19 protein-coding genes are annotated in these 23,276 nt (G+C 73.6%); 11 read left to right on the forward strand and 8 right to left on the reverse strand.

Annotated features, from left to right (window positions below):
• Positions 1-45 precede the first annotated feature (45 nt).
• Both MB828_RS20015 and MB828_RS20020 read right to left on the reverse strand, forming a co-directional pair.
• Positions 46-552 (reverse strand): SRPBCC family protein, encoded by a 507-nt coding sequence (locus MB828_RS20015; protein WP_301649400.1) that lies wholly within the window; start codon positions 550-552, stop codon positions 46-48.
• An 86-nt stretch (positions 553-638) separates the two neighbouring features.
• Positions 639-1,457, reverse strand: a complete 819-nt coding sequence (locus MB828_RS20020) for a DeoR/GlpR family DNA-binding transcription regulator (protein WP_133025027.1) — start codon at positions 1,455-1,457, stop codon at positions 639-641.
• A gap of 292 nt (positions 1,458-1,749) precedes the next feature.
• On the opposite strand from MB828_RS20020, the gene MB828_RS20025 reads away from it, so the two are divergent.
• Positions 1,750-4,101, forward strand: coding sequence for a hypothetical protein (locus MB828_RS20025; protein ID WP_430381400.1), 2,352 nt, complete (start codon positions 1,750-1,752; stop codon positions 4,099-4,101).
• Here the strand turns inward: MB828_RS20025 and MB828_RS20030 are convergent, their stop codons facing one another.
• The 3 genes from MB828_RS20030 to MB828_RS20045 all read right to left on the reverse strand — a co-directional run bounded on the left by MB828_RS20030 (position 4,102) and on the right by MB828_RS20045 (position 8,622).
• The gene (locus MB828_RS20030; protein ID WP_301649401.1) at positions 4,102-6,540 is read right to left on the reverse strand and encodes a right-handed parallel beta-helix repeat-containing protein; all 2,439 of its coding nucleotides are present in this window, start codon (positions 6,538-6,540) and stop codon (positions 4,102-4,104) included.
• Positions 6,541-6,712: 172 nt separating this feature from the next.
• Positions 6,713-7,318, reverse strand: coding sequence for an Rv1733c family protein (locus MB828_RS20035; RefSeq protein ID WP_301649434.1), 606 nt, complete (start codon positions 7,316-7,318; stop codon positions 6,713-6,715).
• An 848-nt stretch (positions 7,319-8,166) separates the two neighbouring features.
• Complete coding sequence (locus MB828_RS20045; protein ID WP_133025029.1) at positions 8,167-8,622, reverse strand: DUF6643 family protein; 456 nt, start codon at positions 8,620-8,622, stop codon at positions 8,167-8,169.
• 296 nt (positions 8,623-8,918) lie between these two features.
• Here MB828_RS20045 and MB828_RS20050 point away from each other — a divergent pair, with 296 nt between their 5' ends.
• The gene (locus MB828_RS20050; protein ID WP_301649402.1) at positions 8,919-10,298 is read left to right on the forward strand and encodes a TerD family protein; all 1,380 of its coding nucleotides are present in this window, start codon (positions 8,919-8,921) and stop codon (positions 10,296-10,298) included.
• A 13-nt stretch (positions 10,299-10,311) separates the two neighbouring features.
• On the opposite strand, the gene MB828_RS20055 is transcribed toward MB828_RS20050, so the two are convergent.
• Positions 10,312-11,487: a glycosyltransferase gene (locus MB828_RS20055; RefSeq protein WP_301649403.1), complete on the reverse strand. Its 1,176-nt coding sequence runs from the start codon at positions 11,485-11,487 to the stop codon at positions 10,312-10,314.
• 57 nt (positions 11,488-11,544) lie between these two features.
• On the opposite strand from MB828_RS20055, the gene MB828_RS20060 reads away from it, so the two are divergent.
• The gene (locus tag MB828_RS20060; protein ID WP_301649404.1) at positions 11,545-12,345 is read left to right on the forward strand and encodes a glutamate racemase; all 801 of its coding nucleotides are present in this window, start codon (positions 11,545-11,547) and stop codon (positions 12,343-12,345) included.
• Positions 12,346-12,433: 88 nt separating this feature from the next.
• On the forward strand, positions 12,434-12,988 hold the full coding sequence (locus tag MB828_RS20065) for a hypothetical protein (RefSeq protein WP_133025033.1): 555 nt from the start codon (positions 12,434-12,436) through the stop codon (positions 12,986-12,988).
• Between the two features lie 62 nt (positions 12,989-13,050).
• Here MB828_RS20065 and MB828_RS20070 read toward each other — a convergent pair whose 3' ends face one another.
• On the reverse strand, positions 13,051-14,079 hold the full coding sequence (locus MB828_RS20070) for an O-antigen ligase family protein (protein ID WP_301649405.1): 1,029 nt from the start codon (positions 14,077-14,079) through the stop codon (positions 13,051-13,053).
• A gap of 185 nt (positions 14,080-14,264) precedes the next feature.
• On the opposite strand from MB828_RS20070, the gene lnt reads away from it, so the two are divergent.
• The 6 genes from lnt (at position 14,265) to MB828_RS20100 (ending at position 21,659) form a co-directional block, all read left to right on the forward strand.
• The gene (gene lnt, locus MB828_RS20075) at positions 14,265-15,878 is read left to right on the forward strand and encodes an apolipoprotein N-acyltransferase (protein WP_133025035.1); all 1,614 of its coding nucleotides are present in this window, start codon (positions 14,265-14,267) and stop codon (positions 15,876-15,878) included.
• A 79-nt stretch (positions 15,879-15,957) separates the two neighbouring features.
• Positions 15,958-16,437 carry an NUDIX hydrolase gene (locus MB828_RS20080; protein WP_301649406.1) on the forward strand — a complete coding sequence of 160 codons (480 nt, stop codon included), beginning with the start codon at positions 15,958-15,960 and terminating at the stop codon, positions 16,435-16,437.
• A gap of 54 nt (positions 16,438-16,491) precedes the next feature.
• Complete coding sequence (locus MB828_RS20085; protein WP_301649407.1) at positions 16,492-17,316, forward strand: 3-hydroxybutyrate dehydrogenase; 825 nt, start codon at positions 16,492-16,494, stop codon at positions 17,314-17,316.
• Between the two features lie 75 nt (positions 17,317-17,391).
• Positions 17,392-19,359, forward strand: coding sequence for a helix-turn-helix domain-containing protein (locus tag MB828_RS20090; protein ID WP_301649408.1), 1,968 nt, complete (start codon positions 17,392-17,394; stop codon positions 19,357-19,359).
• A gap of 209 nt (positions 19,360-19,568) precedes the next feature.
• Positions 19,569-20,327, forward strand: a complete 759-nt coding sequence (locus MB828_RS20095; protein ID WP_301649409.1) for an IclR family transcriptional regulator — start codon at positions 19,569-19,571, stop codon at positions 20,325-20,327.
• A gap of 93 nt (positions 20,328-20,420) precedes the next feature.
• Positions 20,421-21,659: a PP2C family protein-serine/threonine phosphatase gene (locus tag MB828_RS20100; RefSeq protein WP_301649410.1), complete on the forward strand. Its 1,239-nt coding sequence runs from the start codon at positions 20,421-20,423 to the stop codon at positions 21,657-21,659.
• A 161-nt stretch (positions 21,660-21,820) separates the two neighbouring features.
• Here MB828_RS20100 and MB828_RS20105 read toward each other — a convergent pair whose 3' ends face one another.
• Entirely contained in the window at positions 21,821-22,192 is a 372-nt protein-coding gene (locus tag MB828_RS20105; protein WP_343236183.1) for an ATP-binding protein, read from the reverse strand.
• A 274-nt stretch (positions 22,193-22,466) separates the two neighbouring features.
• Here MB828_RS20105 and MB828_RS20110 point away from each other — a divergent pair, with 274 nt between their 5' ends.
• Entirely contained in the window at positions 22,467-23,234 is a 768-nt protein-coding gene (locus tag MB828_RS20110; protein ID WP_301649411.1) for an IclR family transcriptional regulator, read from the forward strand.
• Positions 23,235-23,276: the final 42 nt, after the last annotated feature.

Here is a 23,276-nt window from a genome sequence, read left to right on the forward strand (position 1 = left end):
TCAGTCGGTCGAGAGTCAGTCGGTTGAGAGTCAGTCGGTTGAGGGTCAGTCGGTTGAGGGTCGGTCGGTTGAGGGTCGGTCGGTCTCCGAAAGCCGGTGGTCCAGTGTGGTGACCGCGTCCCGGAACGCCCGGCCCAGGCCCGCGCGTGCCGCCCGGACCGCGAGCCGGAACGGCGCCGTGCCGTCCACGGCGAAGGTCCACCGCACGCGGGTGCCGGCGCCGGACGGGGTGAGCCGCCACTCCTCGGCCATGGCGTGGGCGCCCGGCACGTTGGTCAGGTCGACCCGGTAGGCGTACACCTCCGGCTTCTCGGCCGCGATGACCGTCTCCCGGAAGCGGCCGCCGCCCTTGAGCCGGATGGCACGGCCGGCGCCGTCGTCCACGGACTCGGCGTGCGTCACCGCGGCGAACCACTCCGCCCAGCCGGGTACGTCGTCGTTGAGCGCCTGGAAGACCCGGTCGGGCGGCGCGGACATCTCCCGGGCGAACACCAGGCGTACGGGCGCGGTCTCGACGAAGTCGAGCCCCACGGGGCGCAGACGACGCGGCATGGGCGTGAACCCCCTTGACCGGGAAGGCGGTTGACCGGACCCGTCACGATAACTGGCGTACCGTCAGATGTCTGCCCGTCCGGTGGTCAGTCCTCCGTCTCGCCCGCGACCACCAGCCGGCGCAGATGCTCGGAGATCTCCGCGCGCGCGTCCGCGGGCAGCCCGGCATCCGTGACCAGCGTGTCGACCTGCTCCAGCTTGGCGAACGAACTCAGTCCCACCGTGCCCCACTTGGTGTGGTCGGAGACCACCACGACCCGGCGCGCCGACTGCACCAGCCGGCGGTTGGTCTCCGCCTCGGCCAGGTTCGGCGTGGACAGCCCCGCCTCCACCGATATGCCGTGCACGCCGAGGAACAGCAGGTCGAAGTGGAGCGCGGCGATCGCCTGGTCGGCCACCGGCCCCACCAGCGAGTCCGACGGGGTGCGCACCCCGCCGGTCAGGACCACGGTCGCCGCGCCCTGCCGCTGTCCGGAGACCCGCTGCGCGGCGTGGAAGACGTCCGCGACCCGCACCGAGTTCGTCACCACGGTCAGGTCGGGGACCTCCAGGAGCTGGTGGGCCAGCGCGTACGTCGTGGTGCCGCCGGACAGCGCGATCGCCGTCCCCGGCACGACCAGTTCGGCGGCGGCCCGGGCGATGTCCTCCTTGGCCGTGAGCTCCAGGCCCGACTTGGCCTCGAACCCCGGCTCGTGCGTACTCGCCTCGACCACCGGCACCGCGCCGCCGTGCACCTTCTCCAGCACGCCCTGGCGGGCCAGCGCGTCCAGGTCCCGGCGCACGGTCATGTCCGAGACGCCGAGCTTGCGGGTCAGCTCGTTGACCCGTACGCCGCCCCGGCGCCGGACCTCGTCCAGGATCAGGGCGCGGCGCTGCTCCGCGAGGAGGTTCTGGTTCTCACTCACGTACGCTCCGGTCCTCTCGCCTCAACCGTCCGACATGTCCGGCGTACCAGCTCCGACCAGGCGATTCCGTTCGGTTCCGGTGCGCGGGCGCCCCATCCTTTCACGGGACCACACCGGTTGCGCCACTCCCTGTGTCGCTGCGCACATGTCATTCGGTCACCACGTGTTGCACCAGGTGTCACACACAACGGGGAGATTCCGTAAGAAGTGGTGTGCGTCACACCGGGATCGGAGATCCTGGAACGCGCACCGACACAGATCATCGGCTCGGCACGGGGGAAGTGCGAGAAGAGTGGAACGCGCGCCAGAACGCACCGCCGGCGGTCCCGCCGGGCGGCCGACAGCGAAGGATCCCGCGCCCGCCCGCCGGGCCGGCACGGCCCCGGCCGGCTTACCGGAGATCGACCTGGAACTGCTCGTGCACGGCGTCGGCGGTACGACGCCCGGCAAGATGCTCGACGATCCGCGCACGGTCCGGATCACCGGCGACGGCACCGCCGCCGTCTTCCGCCGCGCCGAGGACGTCGACGCCGAGTCCCGGCCCGGCGACTACCGCGACCGCCCGGTGCCGGAGGCCTACGTCTGGTGCAACCTGACCTCCGGCAACGCCTCCCGCGCCCTGTGGCTCCTGCTCCTGCCGTTCATGGTGGTCAACCTCGCCCACTGGATGCGCCCCGCCGCCCAGGACCGGCCGCGTACCGTCCGCTTCTACGGCCTGCTGGTCCGCCTCGCCGGGCTCACCCTCACGGTGCTGTTCGTCGCCGCCGCCTGCGAGGTGGCCCTCGACCTCACCGCCTGGCAGTGCGCGGGGGTCACGGCCTGCGCCCGCCGGCACTCCTGGCTGGGTTTCCTCTCCCCGGCCGGTTCGCACGGCGGCTGGTGGAGCGTCCCGGGCCGGCGGCTCGCCCTGGCCGCCCTGGCGCCCACCGCGCTGACCGTCCTGCTCTGGTACCTCTCGCACCGCACCTGGAGCGCCTACGAGTCCACCCGGCCCATGACCCTCGACGCCGAACCCGGTCACACCTCGCTGGGCAGCCCCGGCTTCTGGTACGGGCGCCGGCTGGTCGCCCGGCTGCGCGCCGCCCACACCGCCGCCGGCCTGCTCACCGTCGCCGCCGCCGTCCTCGCACCGGCGGCCGCCTTCGACCGCCGGCCGGGCGGAGCCGCCGTACTGGACGCGCTCGGCCGGCTGCTGACCGGCGCGCTGGTCGCCGGCGCGGTGGCCGTGGTGTGGGTGGTCTGCCGCCGGGGCCGCACCGAGGACCTCCCCGACCAGGAACTCGACCGGCATCTCGTACGACGCCTGCCCCTGGTCGCGCTCACCCTGCTGGTGCTGGTCACCCTGTACGCCGCCTGGTCCCGGCCGGGATGGCGTTCGGCGGGGCGGCTCGCCGGGGACACCACCTTCGGCGGCCTGGCCCTGGCCCAGGGCGCGCTGGTGGTCGCCCTCGGCCTGGTCGCCCTCGACCTGTACCGCAGGCTCCCCGATCCGCGCGCCGCGATGCGCGGCCTGGGCGGCCCCGCGGTCGCGCTGCTGGCCTGCGCGCTGGGCGGGGTGATGTCGGGCGGGGTCGCACAGCGGGTCGCCGACTGGCTGGACGGCACGGGCGCCTCCATCCCCGGCCCGCCGGTGCTGCTGACCTGGCAGGCCTCGGTGATTCCGCCGGTCCTCGTGGTGCTCCTCGCCGCCGTCGCCTGGCTGTCCTGGCGCACGTCACGGCTCAGCCGCGCCGACCGGACCGCCGTGGACCGGGAGCATCCCGGGGAACCGGAGGACATCGCGCGCACCCGCCGGATCGCCCGGGTCCGGGCCATGGCCGTCCTCACCGACCGGACGCCGTTCGTGGTCACCGTGCTGTGCGCGACCACGCTGGTGCTGGGCGCCGGGGCGCTGGCGGGCGCCCTGGCCACCGGGAAGACACCGGACGGGGCCGCCGACCGCACGTACGCGCCGGTGCACGGCGCGGCCGAGGCCTCACAGGCGCTCGGCTCCTGGCTGGTGGGGCTCGGCTTCATACTCTTCGTCACCTGGGGCCGGCGCGCCTACAAGGACGCCGCCGCCCGGCGCACCATCGGCATCCTCTGGGACGTCGGCACCTTCTGGCCGCGCGCCGCCCACCCCTTCGCCCCGCCCTGCTACGCCGAGCGCGCGGTGCCCGACCTGACCTGGCGGATGGACACCTGGACCCGCCGCACCGGCGGCCGGCTGGTCCTCTCCGGCCACTCCCAGGGCAGCGTCCTCGCGGCCGCCGCGGCCTGGCAGCTGACCCCGCCGGTACGCGCGCGGGTCGCGCTGCTGACGTACGGTTCCCCACTGGAGCGGTTGTACGGCCGCTGGTTCCCGGCCCACTTCGGCCCGGCCCAGCTGGGCGCCCTGCACCGCGACGTCGCCTGCTGGCGCAACCTCTACCGGCCCACCGACCCCATCGGCGGCCCCGTCCGGATCGCGGGCGGCGACGGCCCCGAGGTCGACCACCCGCCCCTCAAGGACCCCCTCGCCTACGGACGCACGCCGGGCCATCCGCTCCCCGCCCCCATCCTGGGGCACTCCGACTACCAGGCCGACCCGGCCTTCGCCGAGGAACGGGAACGGCTGCTGGCGCGCCTGCGCCCGGACCTGCCCGGACCGCGGCCGACCGCGTGATCAGGCGAGTTCGGGCAGGTCCTCGGCGTACAGCAGGGTCAGGTCGTCGGTGGTCGGGTCGGCGAGCTGGGCCACTCGGCTCGCGTGCCGTTCCACCATCGCCTCGAAGGTCCCCCGCGCGGTACGGCCGTTGCCGAACGCGGGGCCCTTCGGGATCGCCGTGAAGTACTTCAGCAGCGCCTCGGACGCACCCGGCGCCAGCCGGTACTCGTGCTCGTCGGCCTGCTGCCCCACGATCCGCAGCAGCTCCTCCGGGCCGTAGTCGCTGAAGGTGATGGTCCGGGAGAAACGCGACGCCACACCGGGGTTGACCGAGAGGAAGCGCTCCATCTCCTCGGTGTACCCCGCGACGATCACCACCACCGAGTCCCGGTGGTCCTCCATCAGCTTCACCAGCGTGTCGATGGCCTCCTTGCCGAAGTCCCGCCCGGCGTCCTCCGGCGACAGGGCGTACGCCTCGTCGATGAACAGCACACCGCCGTGCGCCCGCTGGAACGCCTCCTGGGTGCGGATCGCCGTGGAACCGATGTGCTCGCCGACCAGGTCGACCCGGGACACCTCGACCAGATGACCCTTCTCCAGCACGCCGAGGGAGGCGAGGATCTCACCGTAGAGCCGGGCGACCGTGGTCTTCCCGGTGCCGGGGGAGCCCGTGAAGACCAGGTGCCGCTTGACCGACGCGGCCTTCAGCCCGGCCTGCTGGCGCCGGCGGCCGACCTCGATCATGTCGGTGAGCGCCCGCACCTCGCGCTTGACGCTGTCCAGCCCGACCAGCGCGTCGAGTTCACCCAGCACGGCCGTGGAGGTCCGGGCCGGCTCCTCGGGGGCCGCCGGGGTGAGCAGGGGTTCCTGCTCGGTGCTGCGCTGACCGGGGATCGCCCCCAGCAGGCCGGGGGACTGGTACGACGTCTGCACGGCCGTCTCCCGCGCGGTGGACGGCCGCAGGCTGCCGCTCTCGTCGCTGGTGCAGTCCTCGACCACGGGTCCGGTGCCCGGGTCCGCGTCCGCTCCGCCCTCCGCGAACTCGTAACCCCCGCGCGCGCACCGCTCCGTGCGGCACTTGCGCAGTGTCGTACGGCAGCCGTCGATCACGTGGAAGCCGTAGCCGCCGCTGCCCGTGACCCGGCAGTTCAGGAAGGAGCCCCGGCCGCCCGCCGACACGTAGAAGCCGGCCTCCGCGGGGGAGTCCACCGAGCACCGCTCGATGGTGGGATCGGCGCCCTTGGTGACGATCACCCCGGTCTGGGTGCCGTCCACCGTGCAGTTGTTGAGGGTGCCGCCGCTGCCGTGGTCGCGGAACCAGGCACCGGTGGCCGCGTCCCGGATCCGGCAGTCGTCCAGCTGCGCGGTCGCCCCGTCGCTCACCGACACCGCCGTGTTGCGCACCTGCGACAGGTCGCTGTCGACGACGTCCGCGCGGGACCCGCGGTCCAGCACGAACAGTGCGTCCGGCACGTCGTGCACCCGGCAGGAGTCCAGGACGGCGGTGGCGCCGTCGCTCACCCACACCGCGGGGTAGTCACCGGTGCTGTCGAAGATCTCGCACTGGTTGGCGTCGACACGGGTCCCGGGGTCCCAGACCGACAGCCCGTTGCGACCGAACTGACGCACCGTCGTGCGGGTCAGCGTCAGCACCGAACGCGAACGCAGGTCGACCGCGTTCTCCGGGATGTCGTGGATACGGCAGTCGGCGAGGGTGAGCACCGCGTCGGTGTCGAGCGTGACGCCGTCGCCGGTGGTGCGGTGCACGTCGCAGTCGGTCAGATGCGCCGTGGCCCGCGCGGTGACCTGCACGCCGGAGCCGCGCACCTCGTAGATCTCGCACCCCACCGCCTCCAGCGCGGAGCCCTCCCCGGTGGCCGTCACACCGGTGCCCGAGGCGTGGTGGATCCGGCAGCGGTCCAGCCGCGGGTGGCCGCCGCCGCGCACCGCCACGCCCGCCTGGCCGGCCGCCACCACCTCGCACTCCTCGAACACCCCGCCGCCGCCTTCGAGTACGGCGATGCCGATGCCGGCCGGGTTGTCCACGGTGCACCGCCGCACGGTCGGCCGGGCACCGCCACGGACCTCGATCCCGGCGGCGGACCGGGTGACGATCCGTACGTCCAGCAGCTCGGGCGTGCCCTCCTCGACCAGCAGTGCGGGTGCCGCCGCGTCCTGGCCCTCGACATGCAGGTCCTGTACGACCGCCGAGGCGCGCACGGTCAGCGGCACCCCGTCCGCGGGCGCGATCCGGACCGAGCCGGGCGAGCCCTCCGGGCCGCGCAGCGTCACGGCGCGCTGGACGACGAGGTTCTCGCGGTAGGTGCCGGGCGCGACCGTGAGGACGTCGCCGTCGGCGGCAGCCTCCAGGGCGGCGGCGAGCGAAGGGTACTCACCCGTGCGGCGTCGCCACCGCGATGTGCCGGTGTGCGTCACCTGGACCGTGCCCTGTGCCATGGCGTTGCCGTGCCCCCACCTCGTCGTACAGATCGCTCGCTGGTCTCGGGGCGGTACCGCGGACGGTGCTCGCCCCTGTGGTTCGCTCGCGCGCGGGTCGATGCCGAATGCGCTTCGGCCGGTCCACCGTAGCGTGCGCCGAGGCGGTGGGTTGACCAGAGACAAAAGGCCGTCAGCTGCCCGTGCCTGCCTTGCCCCAGTCCGGACCCGCCCGGTCCCAGGCCTGGTCCCAGCGCGCGTATCTGCGGCGGACCATGCGCCAGACGATCAGCCGTCGGGCACTGTCGACCAGCCCCGCGGTGAGCAGGGCGGCGCCGAAGCCGGCCAGCACGGCGTGTGTCGTCGCCGTCGTGGAGTCCAGCGGGCGGGCCGTTATGAGGCCGTGCGGGTCCGTCCAGACGTCGAAGTGGTCGCCCTTGTGGGGGGACTTGAGGGTCGTGAGGACCGGGCCGTGCCGATGGCTGCCGTCCGGTCCGGTCCAGTCGGCGAGGACCCGGCTGCGGGTGTCGTGGGCGCTGGTGGTGTCGGGATCGGGCTCCACCGGGGCACTGCCCAGTCTGCGCACCACCGTGGCCACGACGAGGTGCCGGTCGTGCTGCTGCTGGCGGACGGACCGCTGGAGGGCGCCCTGGGCGGCGGCGCCCACGACCACGCCCAACAGTGGTGCGGCCACCGCGATCAGCACCAGTGTCACCAGGGCCACCCAGGCCTCGATCAGGTCGGTCGAGCGGCGCAGCGGATTGCGCCGCCAGCGCCACAGGCCGCGGATCGCTCGCACCGGCCACCACCCCCTTCCCGCTCCGTGATAACCCCACCCGGACCGTTCACCCGCGGACCCCTGCCGAAGAGAGAACGAAATCACCCCCGGCAGGACTTTCACCGACTTCTCACGACGCCCAACGACCGGAGCGTGGGCCCGGGTTCCCGTCGCGACGGAGATCACTCGGACCGGGTCACCGGCGGGGCTCGCGGTGGGCTGGGCCGTCGGTGGGGCTCGCCCGGTGGGGCGGGGCGTCGGTGGGCTCGCGGTGGGGCGGGGCGGAGTGCGGCGCGCGCGGGGCCGAGGGTGCTTGGGCGTGGTGCGAGGCGGTCGGGGGAGCGGCGGGGGTGCTTGGGCGTGGTGTGAGGCGGGTGGAGGAGGGGCCGAGGGCGGTGGAGGTGTTGCGGGTTGGCGTGCCGCGGGGCGGCATGCGGCCGGCAGCGGCGCTGGCGGGGCGGGCCTCTCGTGGGTGTGATCGCCCTGCGCGGTCGACGCGTTGGGGTCCGGCGGAGGCCTTGGGGTGCCGGGGGGAGCCCCGGGAGGTGAACCGGGCGGCCGCAGGCGCCGGGACCGGTCCGTGCCAGGTGTCAGGGGCGGGCGCCGGTAGGTGGACAGACGAATACCGCCGCCGGGCAGCAGCTCGGCGGCGTGGCGGTGGGACGCGGCTGTGCGCGCCGGCTGACGACCCTTCCCCCGTCGTCGATCAGAGCCCGGCGCCGCTCACCGGCCGGCCCCGACGGTCTCAGGACGGCCTGCCGGGGCGGGCAGCCCCGGAGCGCCTTGACCAAGGTGAGCGTGGACGAACCGCGGCCCGGCGTCCCCATGACGTCGTCGTGCCGGCCGGCACCGGCATCCGGGGGTGCCGGTCAGTAGCCGCGGTACTGCTGCTGTTGCTGGTTGTTGTACGGGTCCTGGTACGGAGCGGGCTGCGCGGGGCGCGGAGCCGCCGGGCGCATCGCCTCGTAACCCGTGCCGCCCATCATCGGACGGGGCTGCTGGGGCTGCTGCGCCGGGTAGCCGCGCGGGCCCGTCGCCTGCTGGGGGATGTACGCGGCGGGCGCCTGCTGCAGCGGGGCGGGCTGCTGCATCTGCTGCGGGTAGCCGTAGCCCGGGGCGACCTGGGAGGGGCCTGCCGGGAGGGCGGGCAGCGCCGACGGCAGGGCAGGCAGGTTCAGGCCGCTGCTCGTGTCGTAGGCGGGAGGGACCCGGATCGGGGCGATCTGCGGGGTGCCCCGTTCGGCCACGAGCGAGTCGTAGATCGGGGTGTCCGGGAAGGAGGCGGAGTAGTAGCCGCCGCCATAGGTGGAGCGGGGGGAGGTCATGGCACATAAGGTAAGCCCACGATGTGCTGGTTGGGGAGACCGATTAGAGGGTTGTTTTCCGTGTCGGCAGTGACGTCGGATCCCCAATCCGAGCGAACTCGGCAAAAAAGGACGGCAATCGGCGTCGTGATCGTGTAAAGGCCGAGTTCCGGGGCCGTTACCGGCAGTTGGCGGGGGATCTTCCTGTGCCGTTCGTGGGCGTTCCCTGTCCCCGGGAATAGGTTGTGCGGGTAGGGATGACCTGGGACCGCCGGGGTGCCCCCGGCATGCCGACACTGATGGGGGCGGACATGTCAATGTCGAAAGGATCCAATACGCCGGTGCCGACCACGGCGCTGCGGGTCGAATTGGGCTGGCGCTCCGGTCCGGGCGTGCCCGACGCGGACGCGTCGGCGCTGCTGCTGGTCGCCGGGAAAGTGCGCTCCGACGGGGACTTCGTCTTCTACAACCAGCCGTCGCACGCCTCCGGCGCGGTCCGGCACGAGGGCAAGCGGCGCTCCGGCGACCAGGTCACCGACACTCTTTTCGTCGACCTCGCGCGCGTGGAGGCCCCGGTCGAGCAGATCGTCCTCGCGGCCTCCGCCGACGGTGGGACCTTCGGGCAGGTTCCCGGTCTCTACATCGAGGTACGGGACGCGGCGTCCGGGAATGTGGCCGCTCGGTTCGACAGCTCCGGCGCCACCGTAGAAACCGCTTTCGTATTCGGTGAGTTGTACCGCCGTCAGGGCGGCTGGAAGTTCCGCGCGGTGGGACAGGGATACGGCAGCGGACTCGAAGGGCTCGCGACCGACTTCGGGATCACGGTGGACGAGCCGCAGCATGCGCAGCAGCCCCCCGTTTCCCGAGCCGCCCCACCGGCCCCCGCTCCTGCCCCGCACCCGCCGGCCCCCGCTGCCCCGAGCCCGGTCCCGCCGGCCCCGAGCCCGGTTCCGCCGTTCCCCGCCACCCCGGCCCCCGGCCCGGTTCCGCCGCCGCCCAGTGGGCTCCCTTTCCCGCAGTCCCCTGCGCCGACGTCGGCGGGGCTGCCCGTCCCGCCGTCCCCCTCGGCCGCCCCCGTACGCCTGTCCAAGGTGACGCTCACCAAGGCCGCGCCCTCCGTCTCCCTGGCCAAGCAGGGCGGTACCTCGGGTGCCCTGCGCGTCAACCTCAACTGGCAGGTCCGCAAGGAGCTCCCCGGTTGGAGCGGCCGGCGCGGCGGGAACGTCGACCTCGACCTGTGCGCCCTCTACGAACTCGCCGACGGCCGCAAGGGTGTCGTCCAGGCGCTGGGCAACGCCTTCGGCTCGCTGAACCGGCCCCCGTACATCCACCTCGACGGCGACGACCGCACGGGAGCCGTGGCGAGCGGGGAGAACCTCACCCTCAACCTCGACCACAAACAGGACTTCCGACGCATCCTGGTCTTCGTGACGATCTACCAGGGCGCCTCCTCCTTCGCCGACCTGCACGCCACCGTCACCCTCCAGCCCGAGCACGGCGCCGCGGTCGACTTCTCACTCGACGAGTGCACGGTTCCCTCGACGGTGTGCGCGCTCGCCCTGATCAGCAACACGGGCGGCGACCTCGTCGTCCAGCGCGAGGCGCGCTACCTGGTCCCGGAGCGCGGGGTCAGCCCGCAGCGCACCGTGGACCGCGCCTACGGCTGGGGGATGAACTGGACACCCGGCCGCAAGTGACCGGCACCGGAGGTCACCCCTCGTCGGCGACCGCGCCGGGGCGCGCGTAGGTGCGGCCCTTCCAGGCCGCTCCGCGCCCCCGGTAGTGCCGCACCGCCGAGTCGACCGTCATCAGCAGGTAGAGGAACGCGGTGAACGGCAGCAGGGGAGCCAATCGGAGGGGCACACGGTAGTAGCGGAGCATCGGCAGGTACGTCGCGGTCATCACCAGCCAGGCCGCCGCGCCCGGCAGGGCCGCCGGCGCGCTGCCCGCGACCGCGCCGGCCAGGACCGCCGCCGGGGGGACGAGGTACACCAGCGTGAGACCGGCGACCGTACCGAGCAGCAGCAGCGGGTTGTGCCGCAGCTGCGCGTACGCGCTGCGGGAGACCATCCGCCACAGGTCGTGCAGTCCGGGATAGGGCCGCACGCTGTCCACCCGGTCGGCGAGGCCCAGCCAGACGTGCCCGCCGGCGCCCTTCACGGCACGGGCCAGGGCCACGTCGTCGATCACGGCGTGCCGGATCGCGTCCGGGATCCGCGCCCGCTCCGCCGTGTCGGCGCGCAGCAGCACGCACCCGCCCGCCGCCGCTGCCGTACGCGACCCCTTGCGGCCGATCCGGCGGAACGGGTAGAGCTGCGCGAAGAAGTAGACGAAGGCGGGCACCACCAGCCGCTCCCACCTGCTCTCCACGCGCAGCCGGGCCATCTGCGAGACCACGTCGAAGCCTCCCGCGCGGGCGGCCGCCACCAGCACGCGCAGACTGTTCGGAGCGTGGGCGATGTCCGCGTCCGTCAGCAGCAGGTACTCGGGGTCGCGCGCGCGGGCCAGCCCGATCCCGTGCCGTACCGCCCACAGCTTGCCCGTCCAGCCCGCCGGCGGTTCGCCGGGCGAGTCCACGGTGAGCGGCAGGCCGCCGTGGCGCCCGGCCAGCTCCCGGGCCAGCTCCCCGGTGCCGTCCGTACTGCCGTCGTCGACCAGGAACACCTCGGCCCGGCCCGGATAGTCCTGGGCGAGCAGGGACGGCAGACTCAGGGGCAGCACGGCCGCCTCGTCCCGGGCCGGGACGACCACGCACACATCCGGCCATGCCTCCGGGTCGCGCCGGGGCGGCAGCCGGACGTCGGTGCGCCAGAAGAAGCCCTGGCAGAGCAGCAGCCACAGCCAGGCGGCGAGGGATACGGCGGCGGTCCACGCGATGGCGCTCACGCGCGCAGTCTGCCCCACCGGACCGGTCCCCAAGGGCCCATCGTCTATCGTGACCGGGTGAAGATCGCGCTCATGGACTCCGGAATCGGTCTGCTGGCGGCCACCGCAGCGGTACGGCGGCTGCGCCCCGACGCCGATCTCGTGCTCTCCTTCGACCCCGAGGGCATGCCCTGGGGGCCGCGCACCCCCGAGGACGTCACCGCACGCGCGCTCGCCGTCGCCGAGGCCGCGGCTGCGCGAGGGCCCGAGGCGCTGATCGTCGGCTGCAACACGGCGACCGTGCACTCCCTGCCCGCGCTGCGCGCCCGTCTGGAGCCGGGCATCCCGGTCGTCGGCACGGTCCCGGCGATCAAGCCGGCCGCGGCGGGCGGCGGCCCGGTCGCCATCTGGGCGACCCCGGCGACCACGGGCAGCGCCTACCAGCGTGGCCTCATCGAGGACTTCGCGGACGGCGTGCCGGTCACCGAGGTGCCCTGCTGGGGGCTGGCCGAAGCCGTGGAGCACGCCGACCAGACGGCCATCGACACCGCCGTGCGCGCCGCGGCCGAGCTCACCCCCGACGACGTGACCACCGTCGTCCTGGGCTGCACCCACTACGAACTCGTCGCGGAACGCATCCGTGCCGCGGTGCGGCGACCCGGCGGCACGCCGCTCGCCCTGCACGGCTCCGCCGATGCCGTGGCCGCGCAGACACTGCGCCGGATCGGGGCCTCGCCGGCTCCCGGCGCACCGGCCACCGGCCTGGTGACGGTGCTGCTCAACGGCCGTGAGGGCGAGCTGCCCGAGGCCGCCCTGAGCTACGCCGAGGCCCGTCTGCTGCGGACGGTCGCTCCCGCCGCTCCCGCCGTGTCCCAGTGAACCCTCGCGGACCGCGGATCCCCCGATGTGAGCACTCACCCTCCGCGACGCGATACCCGCGCAGCGAAACCTGAGTAGTCTCGTTGACATGAGGGACCACCCCCACGGCCACTCCGCGGACGAGGACGGCCCGCACCCCGACGTCTGGACCGGCCGTGCCACGAACCGGGTCCAATGGCTGCTGGCACTGGGCGGCGCCGCCTGCATGGCGCTCGGCATCGAACTGGCCGTGGACTCCGCCTGGACCTCGAGCGCCCCGCTGGTGATGTCCGTCGTGGGCTGTATCGCCGCCGGACTGCTGGTCCTCTTCGGCACCCTCGCCTTCGTGCACGTCGACCTGAAGCTCGACCGGGAATGCCTGGAGATCCGCTGCGGGCACATAGGAGTACCGCGCCGCCGTATTCCGCTCTCCCATGTGGCCGGCGCCGACTTCACCCCGCAGATCACCCCGCGCCACTGGGGCGGCTGGGGCTACCGCTGGCGCCCCGAGAAGGGCACGGCCGTCGTCGTCCGCCGTGGTGAGGGCATCGTCCTGCGCCTGTGGGACGGCCACACCTTCACGATCACCGTGGACAACGCGGAGTCGGCGGTGCATGTGATCAGAGAACGCCTGCGGACCATCACACCGGGTGCCGCGCACTGACACCGGCGCCGTACCGACGGCGGCACACGTGTGGCGCGCCCCCATGTGCCTCAGCCTGTGCCTCAGCCGGCCGGGACGCCCGCGGCCCAGGGGCGTGCCGTGGCCAGGCCCGCCAGCAGGCCCGCGCCCGCCGACACCGTCGTGAAACTCAGCGCGTCGCCGACCGCGGCGATCGCGGCCAGCACCGTGAGCGCCGCGCCCGCGGTCAGGGCGACCGGCGTGGGGCGGGGCGAGCGCCACAGGGCGTAGAGCAGCCAGCAGAACGCGGCGACCAGCAGCAACCCGCCGACCAGGCCCAGTTCGGCGGCCTGCTGGAGCGGCGCGGAGTGCGGCTTGCCGTCCGTTGCCAGGGCGTCGGAGGCGGAACCGCTCAGCTCGCCGAAGCGGCCGGGGCCGACGCCCAGCGCGGTGTTCCGGTGCGCGAGGCCCAGGGCGTCCCGCCACAGCCGGACCCGGTGCGCGGTGAGGGGGCCTTCGAGGGCCGAGGAGGGTCCGGAGGGCAGGACGTTCCCGGCGACCGCCCAGACCGTGCCGGTCACCAGCACGGCCGCCAGCGCCAGCCCGGCGATGCCCACGCCCCGGTGTCGCGTCCGGCCGGCGGCGAGGGAGCAGAGCAGCACGGCGGCACTGGCGGCGCACCCGGCCGCCGAGCCCAGGGCCGCCCCGGCCACCGCGATCCCGGCGGCCAGCGTCCGCAACCCGAAGCGCAGCGCGGGAACCGGTGTCGCCCAGGCGGCACAGCACGCACCGCCCGTCGCCAGGGCCAGCAGTGCGGCGACCGCCCCGGCGTGCCCGAGCGGGCCGGTGAACTGGGGGCCCGGCGCCACATGGGGGCCCGCCACAGCAAGCCCCAGCCCGGCCAGCGCGCCGGCACAGGGCGCGGCCACCGGCAGCAGCGCCCCGGACATCCGGCCCGCCGCATAGCCCGCGGCCACGGCGAGCACCGCCAGCAGCACGCCCTCGGGCCGTCCGTCGCGCACGGTCGCCGAGATCAGCGGCCACAGCGCACAGGCACCGAGCACCACGACGCCCCACGCGTCGGAAACGTTTCGTCTTTCGATGTCCGCTTCCGTCCCGGCAGCGGACGTCATCCCGGTCGACCCCACCGTCGCCCCCCGTACCCGGTCCCCCGACCCGTCCGGCGGCCCCCGCCGCCATCTCGCCACACCGTAACCGGCGATGCCCGTTTTGTGGACGACTTGCGCAGGAACGGTGCGGGTCCTGCATGCCGAGACCGCGCTGTCAGCCGTATGGTCAACCGCCGTACACTCCCGGAGTGACCGTCACCGCAACCTCCGTGGACCAGTCGGACCAGCTCACGCCACGCCCCGCACCCGGTGCGCGCGGCCTCGCGCTGCTCCGCCGACTGGTCCCGGCCGCCGCCTCCGCGCTCAGCGGAGTGCTGCTGTACGTCAGCTTCCCGCCCCGCACCCTGTGGTGGCTGGCGCTGCCCGCCTTCGCCGGATTCGGCTGGGTGCTGCGCGGCCGTTCCTGGAAGGCGGCCCTCGGCCTCGGCTACCTCTTCGGGCTCGGTTTCCTGCTGCCCCTGCTGGTGTGGACCGGCGTCGAGGTCGGCCCCGGTCCATGGCTCGCCCTGGTGGCCATCGAGGCGATCTTCATCGCCCTCGTCGGGGTGGGCGTCGCCGCCGTCTCCAGGCTGCCGGCCTGGCCGGTGTGGGCGGCCGCCCTGTGGATCGCCGGTGAGGCGGCACGCGCGCGCGTGCCGTTCCGCGGCTTCCCCTGGGGCAAGATCGCCTTCGGCCAGGCGGACGGCGTCTTCCTGCCGCTCGCCGCGGTCGGCGGCACTCCGGTGCTCGGCTTCGCGGTCGTCCTGTGCGGGTTCGGTCTGTACGAGGTGGGGCGGCTCGTCGCCGAGGGGCGGCGGACGCGTGAGATCCGGCGCGGGGCGGCGGCCGCGGCGCTGCTCAGTGTGGCGGTCCCGGTGGTGGGCGCGGTCGCGGCGCGGACCCTGGTGAGCGACACGGCGGAGAGCGGCTCGGCGACCGTCGCGGTCATCCAGGGCAACGTGCCGCGCGCCGGCCTCGATTTCGCCTCCCAGCGGCAGGCCGTGCTCGACTACCACGTGAAGGAGACGCTCAAGCTGGCCGCCGACGTCAAGGCGGGCAAGGTCGCCAAGCCGGACTTCGTGCTGTGGCCGGAGAACTCCTCCGACGTCGACCCGTTCGCCGACGCCGACGCGGCGGCCGTGATCGACGAGGCCTCGAAGGCCATGGGCGTGCCGATCTCGGTCGGCGGAGTCGTCGAACGCGACGGCAAGCTGCTCAACGAGCAGATCCTGTGGGACCCGGTCAAGGGACCGACGGCGACCTACGACAAGCGGCAGATCCAGCCGTTCGGCGAGTATCTCCCGCTGCGCGGCCTGGTCGGCGCCATCAACAAGAACTGGACCAGCATGGTCCGCCAGGACTTCAGCCGCGGCACGAAGCCCGGCGTGTTCGACATCGACGGCACCGAGGTCGGCCTCGCCACCTGCTACGAGGCCGCCTTCGACTGGGACGTGCGGGACACGGTCACGCACGGCGCGCAGATGATCTCCGTGCCGAGCAACAACGCGACCTTCGACCGCAGCGAGATGACCTACCAGCAGCTCGCCATGTCCCGGATCCGCGCCGTCGAGCACAGCCGAACCGTCACCGTGCCGGTGACCAGCGGGGTCAGCGCGATCATCATGCCCGACGGCAAGATCACCCAGCGGACCGGCATGTTCGTGCCCGCCTACCTGGTCCAGAAGGTGCCGCTGCGCACCTCCGAGACGCCCGCGACCAAGCTGGGCATCCTGCCCGAGATGGCCCTGGTGCTGGTGGCCGCGGGCGGTGCGGGCTGGGCGATCGGGTCCGGGCTGCGCCGTCGGCGCGCCGGTGACGCGTAGCCGTACAGCCGCTGTACGCACGGTGGTTCCGGCTGTGGTTCCGTCCGGGCGGGGGGAACCGGGCGGCTAGGGTCGGCGCATGGCTACTCCTGACTTCATCCGCACGATCCGGGCATCCGCCGGCCACCAGCTGCTGTGGCTGCCCGGGATCACCGCCATCGTCTTCGACGACGACGGCAGAGTGCTGCTGGGCCGCCGCACCGACACCCGCCAGTGGTCGGTCATCGGCGGCATTCCGGAGCCGGGGGAGCAGCCCGCCGCCTGCGCCGTGCGAGAGGTCTACGAGGAGACCGCGGTGCGCTGTGTCGCGGAGCGGGTGGTCCTGGTCCAGGCTCTGCAGCCGGTCACCTACCCGAACCGCGACGTCTGCCAGTACATGGACATCACGTTCCGCTGCCGGGCCGTCGGCGGCGAGGCCCGGGTCAACGACGACGAGTCGCTCGAGGTGGCCTGGTTCGACGTGGACGCCCTGCCGGATCTGCACGAGTTCGGCGTCTTCCGGATCAAGCAGGCCATGTCGGACTCACCCACATGGTTCGACGCTACGACTTTCAGCTGACGTATGTGGTCCGGCTCTGTGTGGGGGCGGGGGAGGGCCACCTAGGGTCGGATCATGAGCTCGCCCGGCGCCCTCCCCGGCCCCCAGACCCCCACCCACACTCACACCCCCACCCTGCACGGCCGTACCGCTCTCGTCACCGGTGCCGCCGGTGGTATCGGCCGAGCCTGCGTCCTGCGGCTGGCGGCCGCCGGCGCGCGGGTGAGAGCCGTGGACCGGGACGCGGCGGGACTGGGCGAACTGGCCGACGCCGCGGAGCGAACCCTGGGACCCGAGGCCGGCGCGATCGAACCCCACGTCCTGGACCTCACCGACCTGGACGCGGCCGAGCGCGCCGCCGCCGGCACCGACGTCCTCGTCAACAACGCGGGCATCCAACTGGTGCGCCCCCTGGAGGAGTTCCCGCCGGACGTCTTCCACACCGTGCTGACGGTGATGCTGGAGGCACCCTTCCGGCTGATCCGGGGCGCGCTGCCGCACATGTACGGGCAGGGCTGGGGCCGGATCGTGAACGTGTCCTCCGTCCACGGGCTGCGCGCCTCCGCCTACAAGTCCGCCTATGTGGCCGCCAAACACGGGCTGGAGGGACTGTCCAAGACGGCGGCGCTGGAGGGCGCACCCCACGGGGTCACCTCGAACTGTGTGAACCCCGGCTATGTGCGCACCCCCCTGGTGGAGCGGCAACTCACCGACCAGGCGAGGACGCACGGCATCCCCGAGGAACGGGTGCTGTCCGAGGTGCTCCTGACCGACAGCGCCGTCAAACGCCTCCTCGAACCGGAGGAGGTCGCCGAGGCGGTGGCCTATCTCTGCGGGCCGCAGGCATCCTTCGTCACGGGCACCTCGCTGGTCCTCGACGGCGGCTGGACGGCCCACTGACGGACCGGGTCACCGCGGTCCGCGAGTTTTCCACAGGCCCGACGGGCCGCAGGCGGAATGCGGAATCCTGTGAGCATGTCTCGCGATCACGTGCAGTCCGCCGGCCCGGCGACCCCGGCAGCAGCCCTCGACACCCTCGACAGGGCTGCCGAGCCGTCCGGGGCCGCCGAGCTGTCGTACCTCGAACTGCTGGCCAGGGGCGCCTCGGCGGAGGCGTACGAGCAGCCGGTGCTGACCGCCCGCGCCGAGGGCCGGACACCGGAGCGGATCACCGACCTGGAGCGGGCCAAGCTCCTCGCACTGCGGGTCCGTTCCGAGCTGGAGGGCAGACGGCGCCGTGAGGCCGAGCTGTCCGCCCTCTTCGAGACCGCGCACGACCTCGCGGGACTGCGCGACGTGGACGCCGTGCTCCAGGCGATCGTCCAGCGAGCCCGTTCCCTGCTCGGCACGGACATCGCCTACCTGAGCCTCAACGACCCGGCGCGCGGCGACACCTACATGCGGGTCACCGAGGGGTCGGTCGCGGCCCGCTTCCAGCAGCTCCGGCTCGGCATGGGGGAGGGGCTGGGCGGACTCGTCGCGCAGACCGCGCGGCCCTATGTCACCGACGACTACTTCAAGGACAGCCGCTTCCAGCACACCCTCACCATCGACGCGGGAGTGCGGGACGAAGGCCTGGTCGCGATCCTCGGGGTGCCGCTGATGCTCGGGGCGCACGTCATCGGCGTGCTGTTCGCGGCGGACCGGCGGGCCCGCGTCTTCGAGCGGGAGCAGATCGCGCTGCTCGGCTCGTTCGCCGCGCTCGCCGCCGCCGCCATCGACACGGCGAACCTCCTCACGGAGACCAGGTCGGCCATGGCCGACCTGGAGCGGGCCAACGGCATCATCAAGGACCGCAGCGCGGGCATCGAACGAGCCTCGGACATCCACGACCGGCTCGCCGAACTGGTGCTGCGCGGCGGCGGGGTCCAGGACGTGGCCGCCGCGGTCTCCCAAGTCCTAGGCAGCACGGTCGAGTTCACCGAAACCGCCGACGCCGGGGCGGTGCACAGGTCGCGCCTGGAAGGGCACGCGGTACGGCACGGCGACGGCTGGACCGCCACCGTCGCGGCCGGCGGTGAGCTGCTCGGCGCGCTGGTACTGCGCGGCCATCCGGACCTCGACCCCGTCGACCGGCGCACCCTGGAACGCGCGGCCATGGTCACCTCACTGCTCCTGCTCGCCCGCCGCTCCGCAGCCGAGGCCGAACAGCGGGTCCGCGGTGAGCTGTTGGACGACCTTCTCGACGCCCGGGACCGCGACTCGCGACAACTGCGCGACCGGGCGGCCCGGTCGCACGCCGACCTCGACGCCACTCATGTCGTGCTCGCCGCCCGCCTGGCGGACCCGCCGGCCGGCGACGAGGACGGCCGTGAGACCCGCCGCCGGCTCTGGTCGGCCGCCTCCCGGCTCGCCGGCACCCACCACGGCCTGGCCGCCGCCCGCGACGGCGGCACCGTCCTGCTGCTGCCCCTCGAAGCCGACGACACCGCCACCGACCTGGCCCGGCGCACCGCCCGCCACCTCGGCACCGCCGTCCGCCGGCCGGTGACCGTCGGCGCCTCCGCCCCCGTCACCGGCCTCGCCACCGCCCCGGACACCGTGGCCGCCGCCTACGCCGAGGGCCGCCGCTGCCTCGACGCGCTGTGCCTCCTCGGCCGGAGCGGGGACGGCGCAGCCGCCGAGGACTTCGGCTTCCTCGGCCTGCTGCTCGCCGGCGAACGGGACGTCAGCGGATTCGTACAGCGCACCATCGGCCCGGTCGTCGCGTACGACGAGCGGCGCGGTACCGAACTGCTGCGCACCCTCGACGCGTACTTCGCCTCCGGGATGAGCCCGGCACGCACCAAGGACGAGCTCCACGTGCACGTGAACACCGTCGCCCAGCGCCTGGACCGCGTCACCCGCCTCCTCGGCGACGGCTGGCAGCAGCCGGAACGCGCCCTCGAGATCCAGCTCGCGCTGCGCCTGCACCACCTGGAGGCGCCCCGGGCCCGCCGCTGATCGCACAGGAATTCCCGGCGCGATGAACAGGCGGAGGTAATTCCCGCACGGCTACCGCGCCCATCCGTCACCACGGGCCGGTGTCATTGCTTTCCGGCGATGGGGAACGCCCTTTTCCCGCGGTACGGACATTCACCCATGACTCGGCCCGCCGGACGCCGTCGGAGCCGCGCCTTGCTAGCGGCGGGCGCCAGGCGCACGCTGGTGACATGAGCGTCCACGAGAGCCCCACGCTCATCATGTCGGTGCAGCGCGCCTTCCGCCTGCTGGAGGCGGTGAGCGCGCACGTGAACGGTGCGCCCGCCAAACAACTGGCGCGGGAGACCGGGCTGCCCCTGGCGACCGCCTACCACCTGCTGCGGACCCTGGTCCACGACGGATACCTGCGCAAGCTGGACGACGGCGGCTTCGTCCTCGGCGACAAACTGCTGACCCTGCACACCGCGGGCCAGGGCCAGACCCTGCTCAGCCGCGTCCGGCCGACCCTCGCCGCGCTCCGCGACGAACTGGCCACGGCCACCTACCTCACCTTCTACGAGGAGGGCGAGATCAGTGTCGCCGAGATCGTGGACGGCCCACGGGCGCCCCGGACCGACCTCTGGGTGGGCTTCGAGGACGCCGGACACGCCACCGCGCTGGGCAAGGCCGTCCTGCGCGAACTGGACGAGGACGCCCGCCGCGACTACCTCTCCCGGCACCACCTCGCCGACCTGACCCCGCGCACCATCACCAGCCTGCCCGAGCTGCTCCGCAAGCTGGAGACCTCGCCCCTGGCGCCGGCCGTCACGGACCTCGAGGAGTACGCGCTCGGCACGGTGTGCGTCGCCGTGCCGATCTACCGTGGTGACGTCCTCGGCTCCCTCGGTGTCTCGCTGCCGGCGGAACGGCTCTCCCGGCTCCCCGAGCTGCGCGCCCGGCTGCTCCCGGTCGCCGACCGGGTGACCAGAAGCCTCTCGCTCACTATCTGAAATTCCTCTCCTTGTGACGTTCCGGCCGAACCTCTTTCCTGGATGAAACGGACAACCCGGAAACTCCGTACAGGTGAGGATTGCGGACGGAACATGAGGCAGGCGCGAGACCATCACGACGACCACTGGCCGTTGTGGCCGTTCAGGAAGCGGACGGCGGGCCCGGGGGCATCGGCCTCCCGCCGCGCCGCCTCGCAGTTGGCCGCCGGGATCCCCGTGGTGCCGGTACTGATCGTTTCCGCCGTCGTGTTCGTGGACACCCTCGGCGGCTCGGGGCTGTTCTGGCTCCCCCTGCTCGCCGCGGGGCCGGCACTGGCCGCCAGCACCAGCGGCCCCCGGGGCGTGCTGTGCGTCGGTTTCCTCGCCGCCGTGCTGGGCGGCACACTGGCCGCCGCGGACGGGGTACCGGGGCGCGCGCTGGCGGTCGTCCTGTCGGCCCTGCTGGCCGTCACTCTGGCGAGTGCCCTGGCCAGCGCGCTGCGGTGCCGCCGGGAGCAGGTGCTCGCCGCCGTGCGCTCGGTCGCGGAGGCCGCTCAGCACGCGGTGCTCCAGCCCGTCCCGAAGACCGTGGGCCCCTTCCGGGTGGCGGTCCGCTACAGCGCCGCGGCCGCGGAGGCCCGGATCGGCGGTGACCTCTACGCCCTGGTCTCCACCCCGCACGGGGTCAGGCTGATCGTCGGCGACGTACGCGGCAAGGGGCTGCCCGCCGTGGGCACCGCCGCCCTCGTCCTCGGGGTCTTCCGCGAGGCCGCCTACGACGAGCCTGACCTGCTCGCCGTCGTCGGGCGGATCGAGCGGAGCCTCGCACGCAATCTCGGCCCCGACGACTTCGTCACCGCGGTCGTCGTCGGACACCCGGCCGAGGGACAGCTGGAGATGGTCAACTGCGGACACGCGCCTCCCCTGCTGATATCCGCGTCCGGAGACGTGGCGGCGGTCGAGTCCACCCGGCCGGCTCCGCCCCTCGGCCTGCGCGCCCTCGTCGGCGAGGCCCCGTGCCTGGAGGTCCTGCCCTTCTCCGACGGCGACCAGCTGCTGCTCTACACGGACGGGGTCACCGAGGCCCGCGACCGGGGGCGCGCGTTCTACCCGCTGGCCGAAGGGGTGGCACGCCATGTGTCAGGCGAGCCGGAACACGTCCTGTCCGCGGTCCACGACGAGCTGCTGGCCCATGTGGGCGGACGGCTGCACGACGACGCGGCGCTGCTACTGCTGCGGATGCAGACCACGGACCGCTCCCGGTCCGTCGTCGGGGCCGTCGAGGGTCCGGCCGGCAGCCGGCTCCCGGCCGAGGAGGCGGGCGTCGGGTTCCCGTCGGGCCGAAACTTCTGACAAGTCCCGTCGGCCCGCAAGCTCTGAGAAGTCCGGTCGGGCCGCGACCTCTGAGAAGTCGGGCCGCGACCTCTGAGAAAGCGGGTGCGCGCGTCCCCCCGCTCCCCTGGCCGGTGCCGGGGGAGCGGGGGGACGCGCGTGACGGGTGGTGGCCCGCAGGGTCACACCGCGACGAGCTCGGCCCAGCGGGTCACCCCGCGCCGGGACGTGCGCATGCCGTACCGGGTCGCCAGCGCGTGGACGATCTCCTCGCCACGCCCGTGCTCGTCCGGGTCGATCCCCGCACGCTGCTGTCGCGCCGCGCAGGACGGGCCCGCGTCGGTGACCTCGATGTGCAGGGTGCCGAGGCCGGCGTCGCGCATCCAGCAGAGCCGCAGCACCGCCGGGGGGAGGGCGTGGACGATCGCGTTGGTGAGCAGTTCCGACACCACCAGCAGCGCGTCCTCGACGATCTCCGGGGACACCTTCCAGGCGGCCAGAACCGCACCGGCCCGTCGGCGTACGTCCGAGACGGCGCCGGGAACAGGAGGCATGGGAAAAACGTGTTCGCTTGCCTCCCGCACCAGGGTGTTGAGCTGTACCGCCATCTTGTGTCTCCAGGGGTGAGGTTCACAGGCCCACGTCACACACCTCGGCGCATGTGCCGGACCTCATAGCACGCTAAGGAGCCACCGAGCGTCGGTCAATGAACGTCGGTCGGCATTACCGAACGATGCCGTCCAGGCCGGACAGCGGACGCAGGCGGCGACCGCGCGGACGGCCGCCGCCCGCGCGGCAGACCCGTCCCGGCGGTAATAAGCTCGGATCATGGCCGGACCGGTCCAGTCGATCGAAAGGGCGGCCGCGATCCTGCGTCTGCTCGCCGGCGGGCCTCGCCGCCTCGGGCTCGGCGAGGTGGCGGCCTCCCTGGGGCTGGCCAAGGGGACCGCCCACGGCATCCTGCGCACCCTCCAGCACGTGGACTTCGTCGAGCAGGACGCGGCGACCGGAAAGTACCAGCTCGGAGCTGCCTTGCTGCACCTCGGCACGAGTTACCTCGACGTCAACGAACTGCGGTCGCGGTCCATCAACTGGGCCGACGCCCTGGCCGCCCGCAGCGGGGAGGCGGTGCGCCTGGGTACCCCCCTGGAAGGCATGGTCCTGGTCGTCCACCACGTGTTCCGGCCGGACGACACGCTCCAGACCCTGGACGTGGGCTCGCTGCTGCCCCTGCACGCCTCCTCGCTGGGGAAGGTGCTGCTGGCCTACGGCGCCGCGCCCCTGGACGCCGTGCTGGAGTCGGGCCTCGAGCCGTACACCCGGCACACCCTGGTCGCCCCGGAGCGGCTGACCCGGGCCCTCGCCGAGGTCAGGGAGGTGGGGTGGGCCGCGGAGATACAGGAGATGAGCATGGGCGAGGCCGGGCTCGCCGTGCCGATCCGCGGCCACGGCGGTCTCGTCGTCGGCGCCATCGGGCTCTCCGGGCCCGTCGAGAGGATCTGCGACAGCCAGTCCAGGCCCCGGCCCAACCTGATCACGCTGATCCGCGAGGCCGCGCGGGCGATCTCCCGGGACCTGGGCGCCGCCCGTTGGTAGACCCCCAGGCCCGCGCCGCTCGCGCTCCCCCCGCGACCCATC

Origin of the sequence: Streptomyces arenae (assembly GCF_022343545.1) — a bacterium.
GTDB classification, from domain to species: Bacteria; Actinomycetota; Actinomycetes; order Streptomycetales; family Streptomycetaceae; genus Streptomyces; species Streptomyces humi.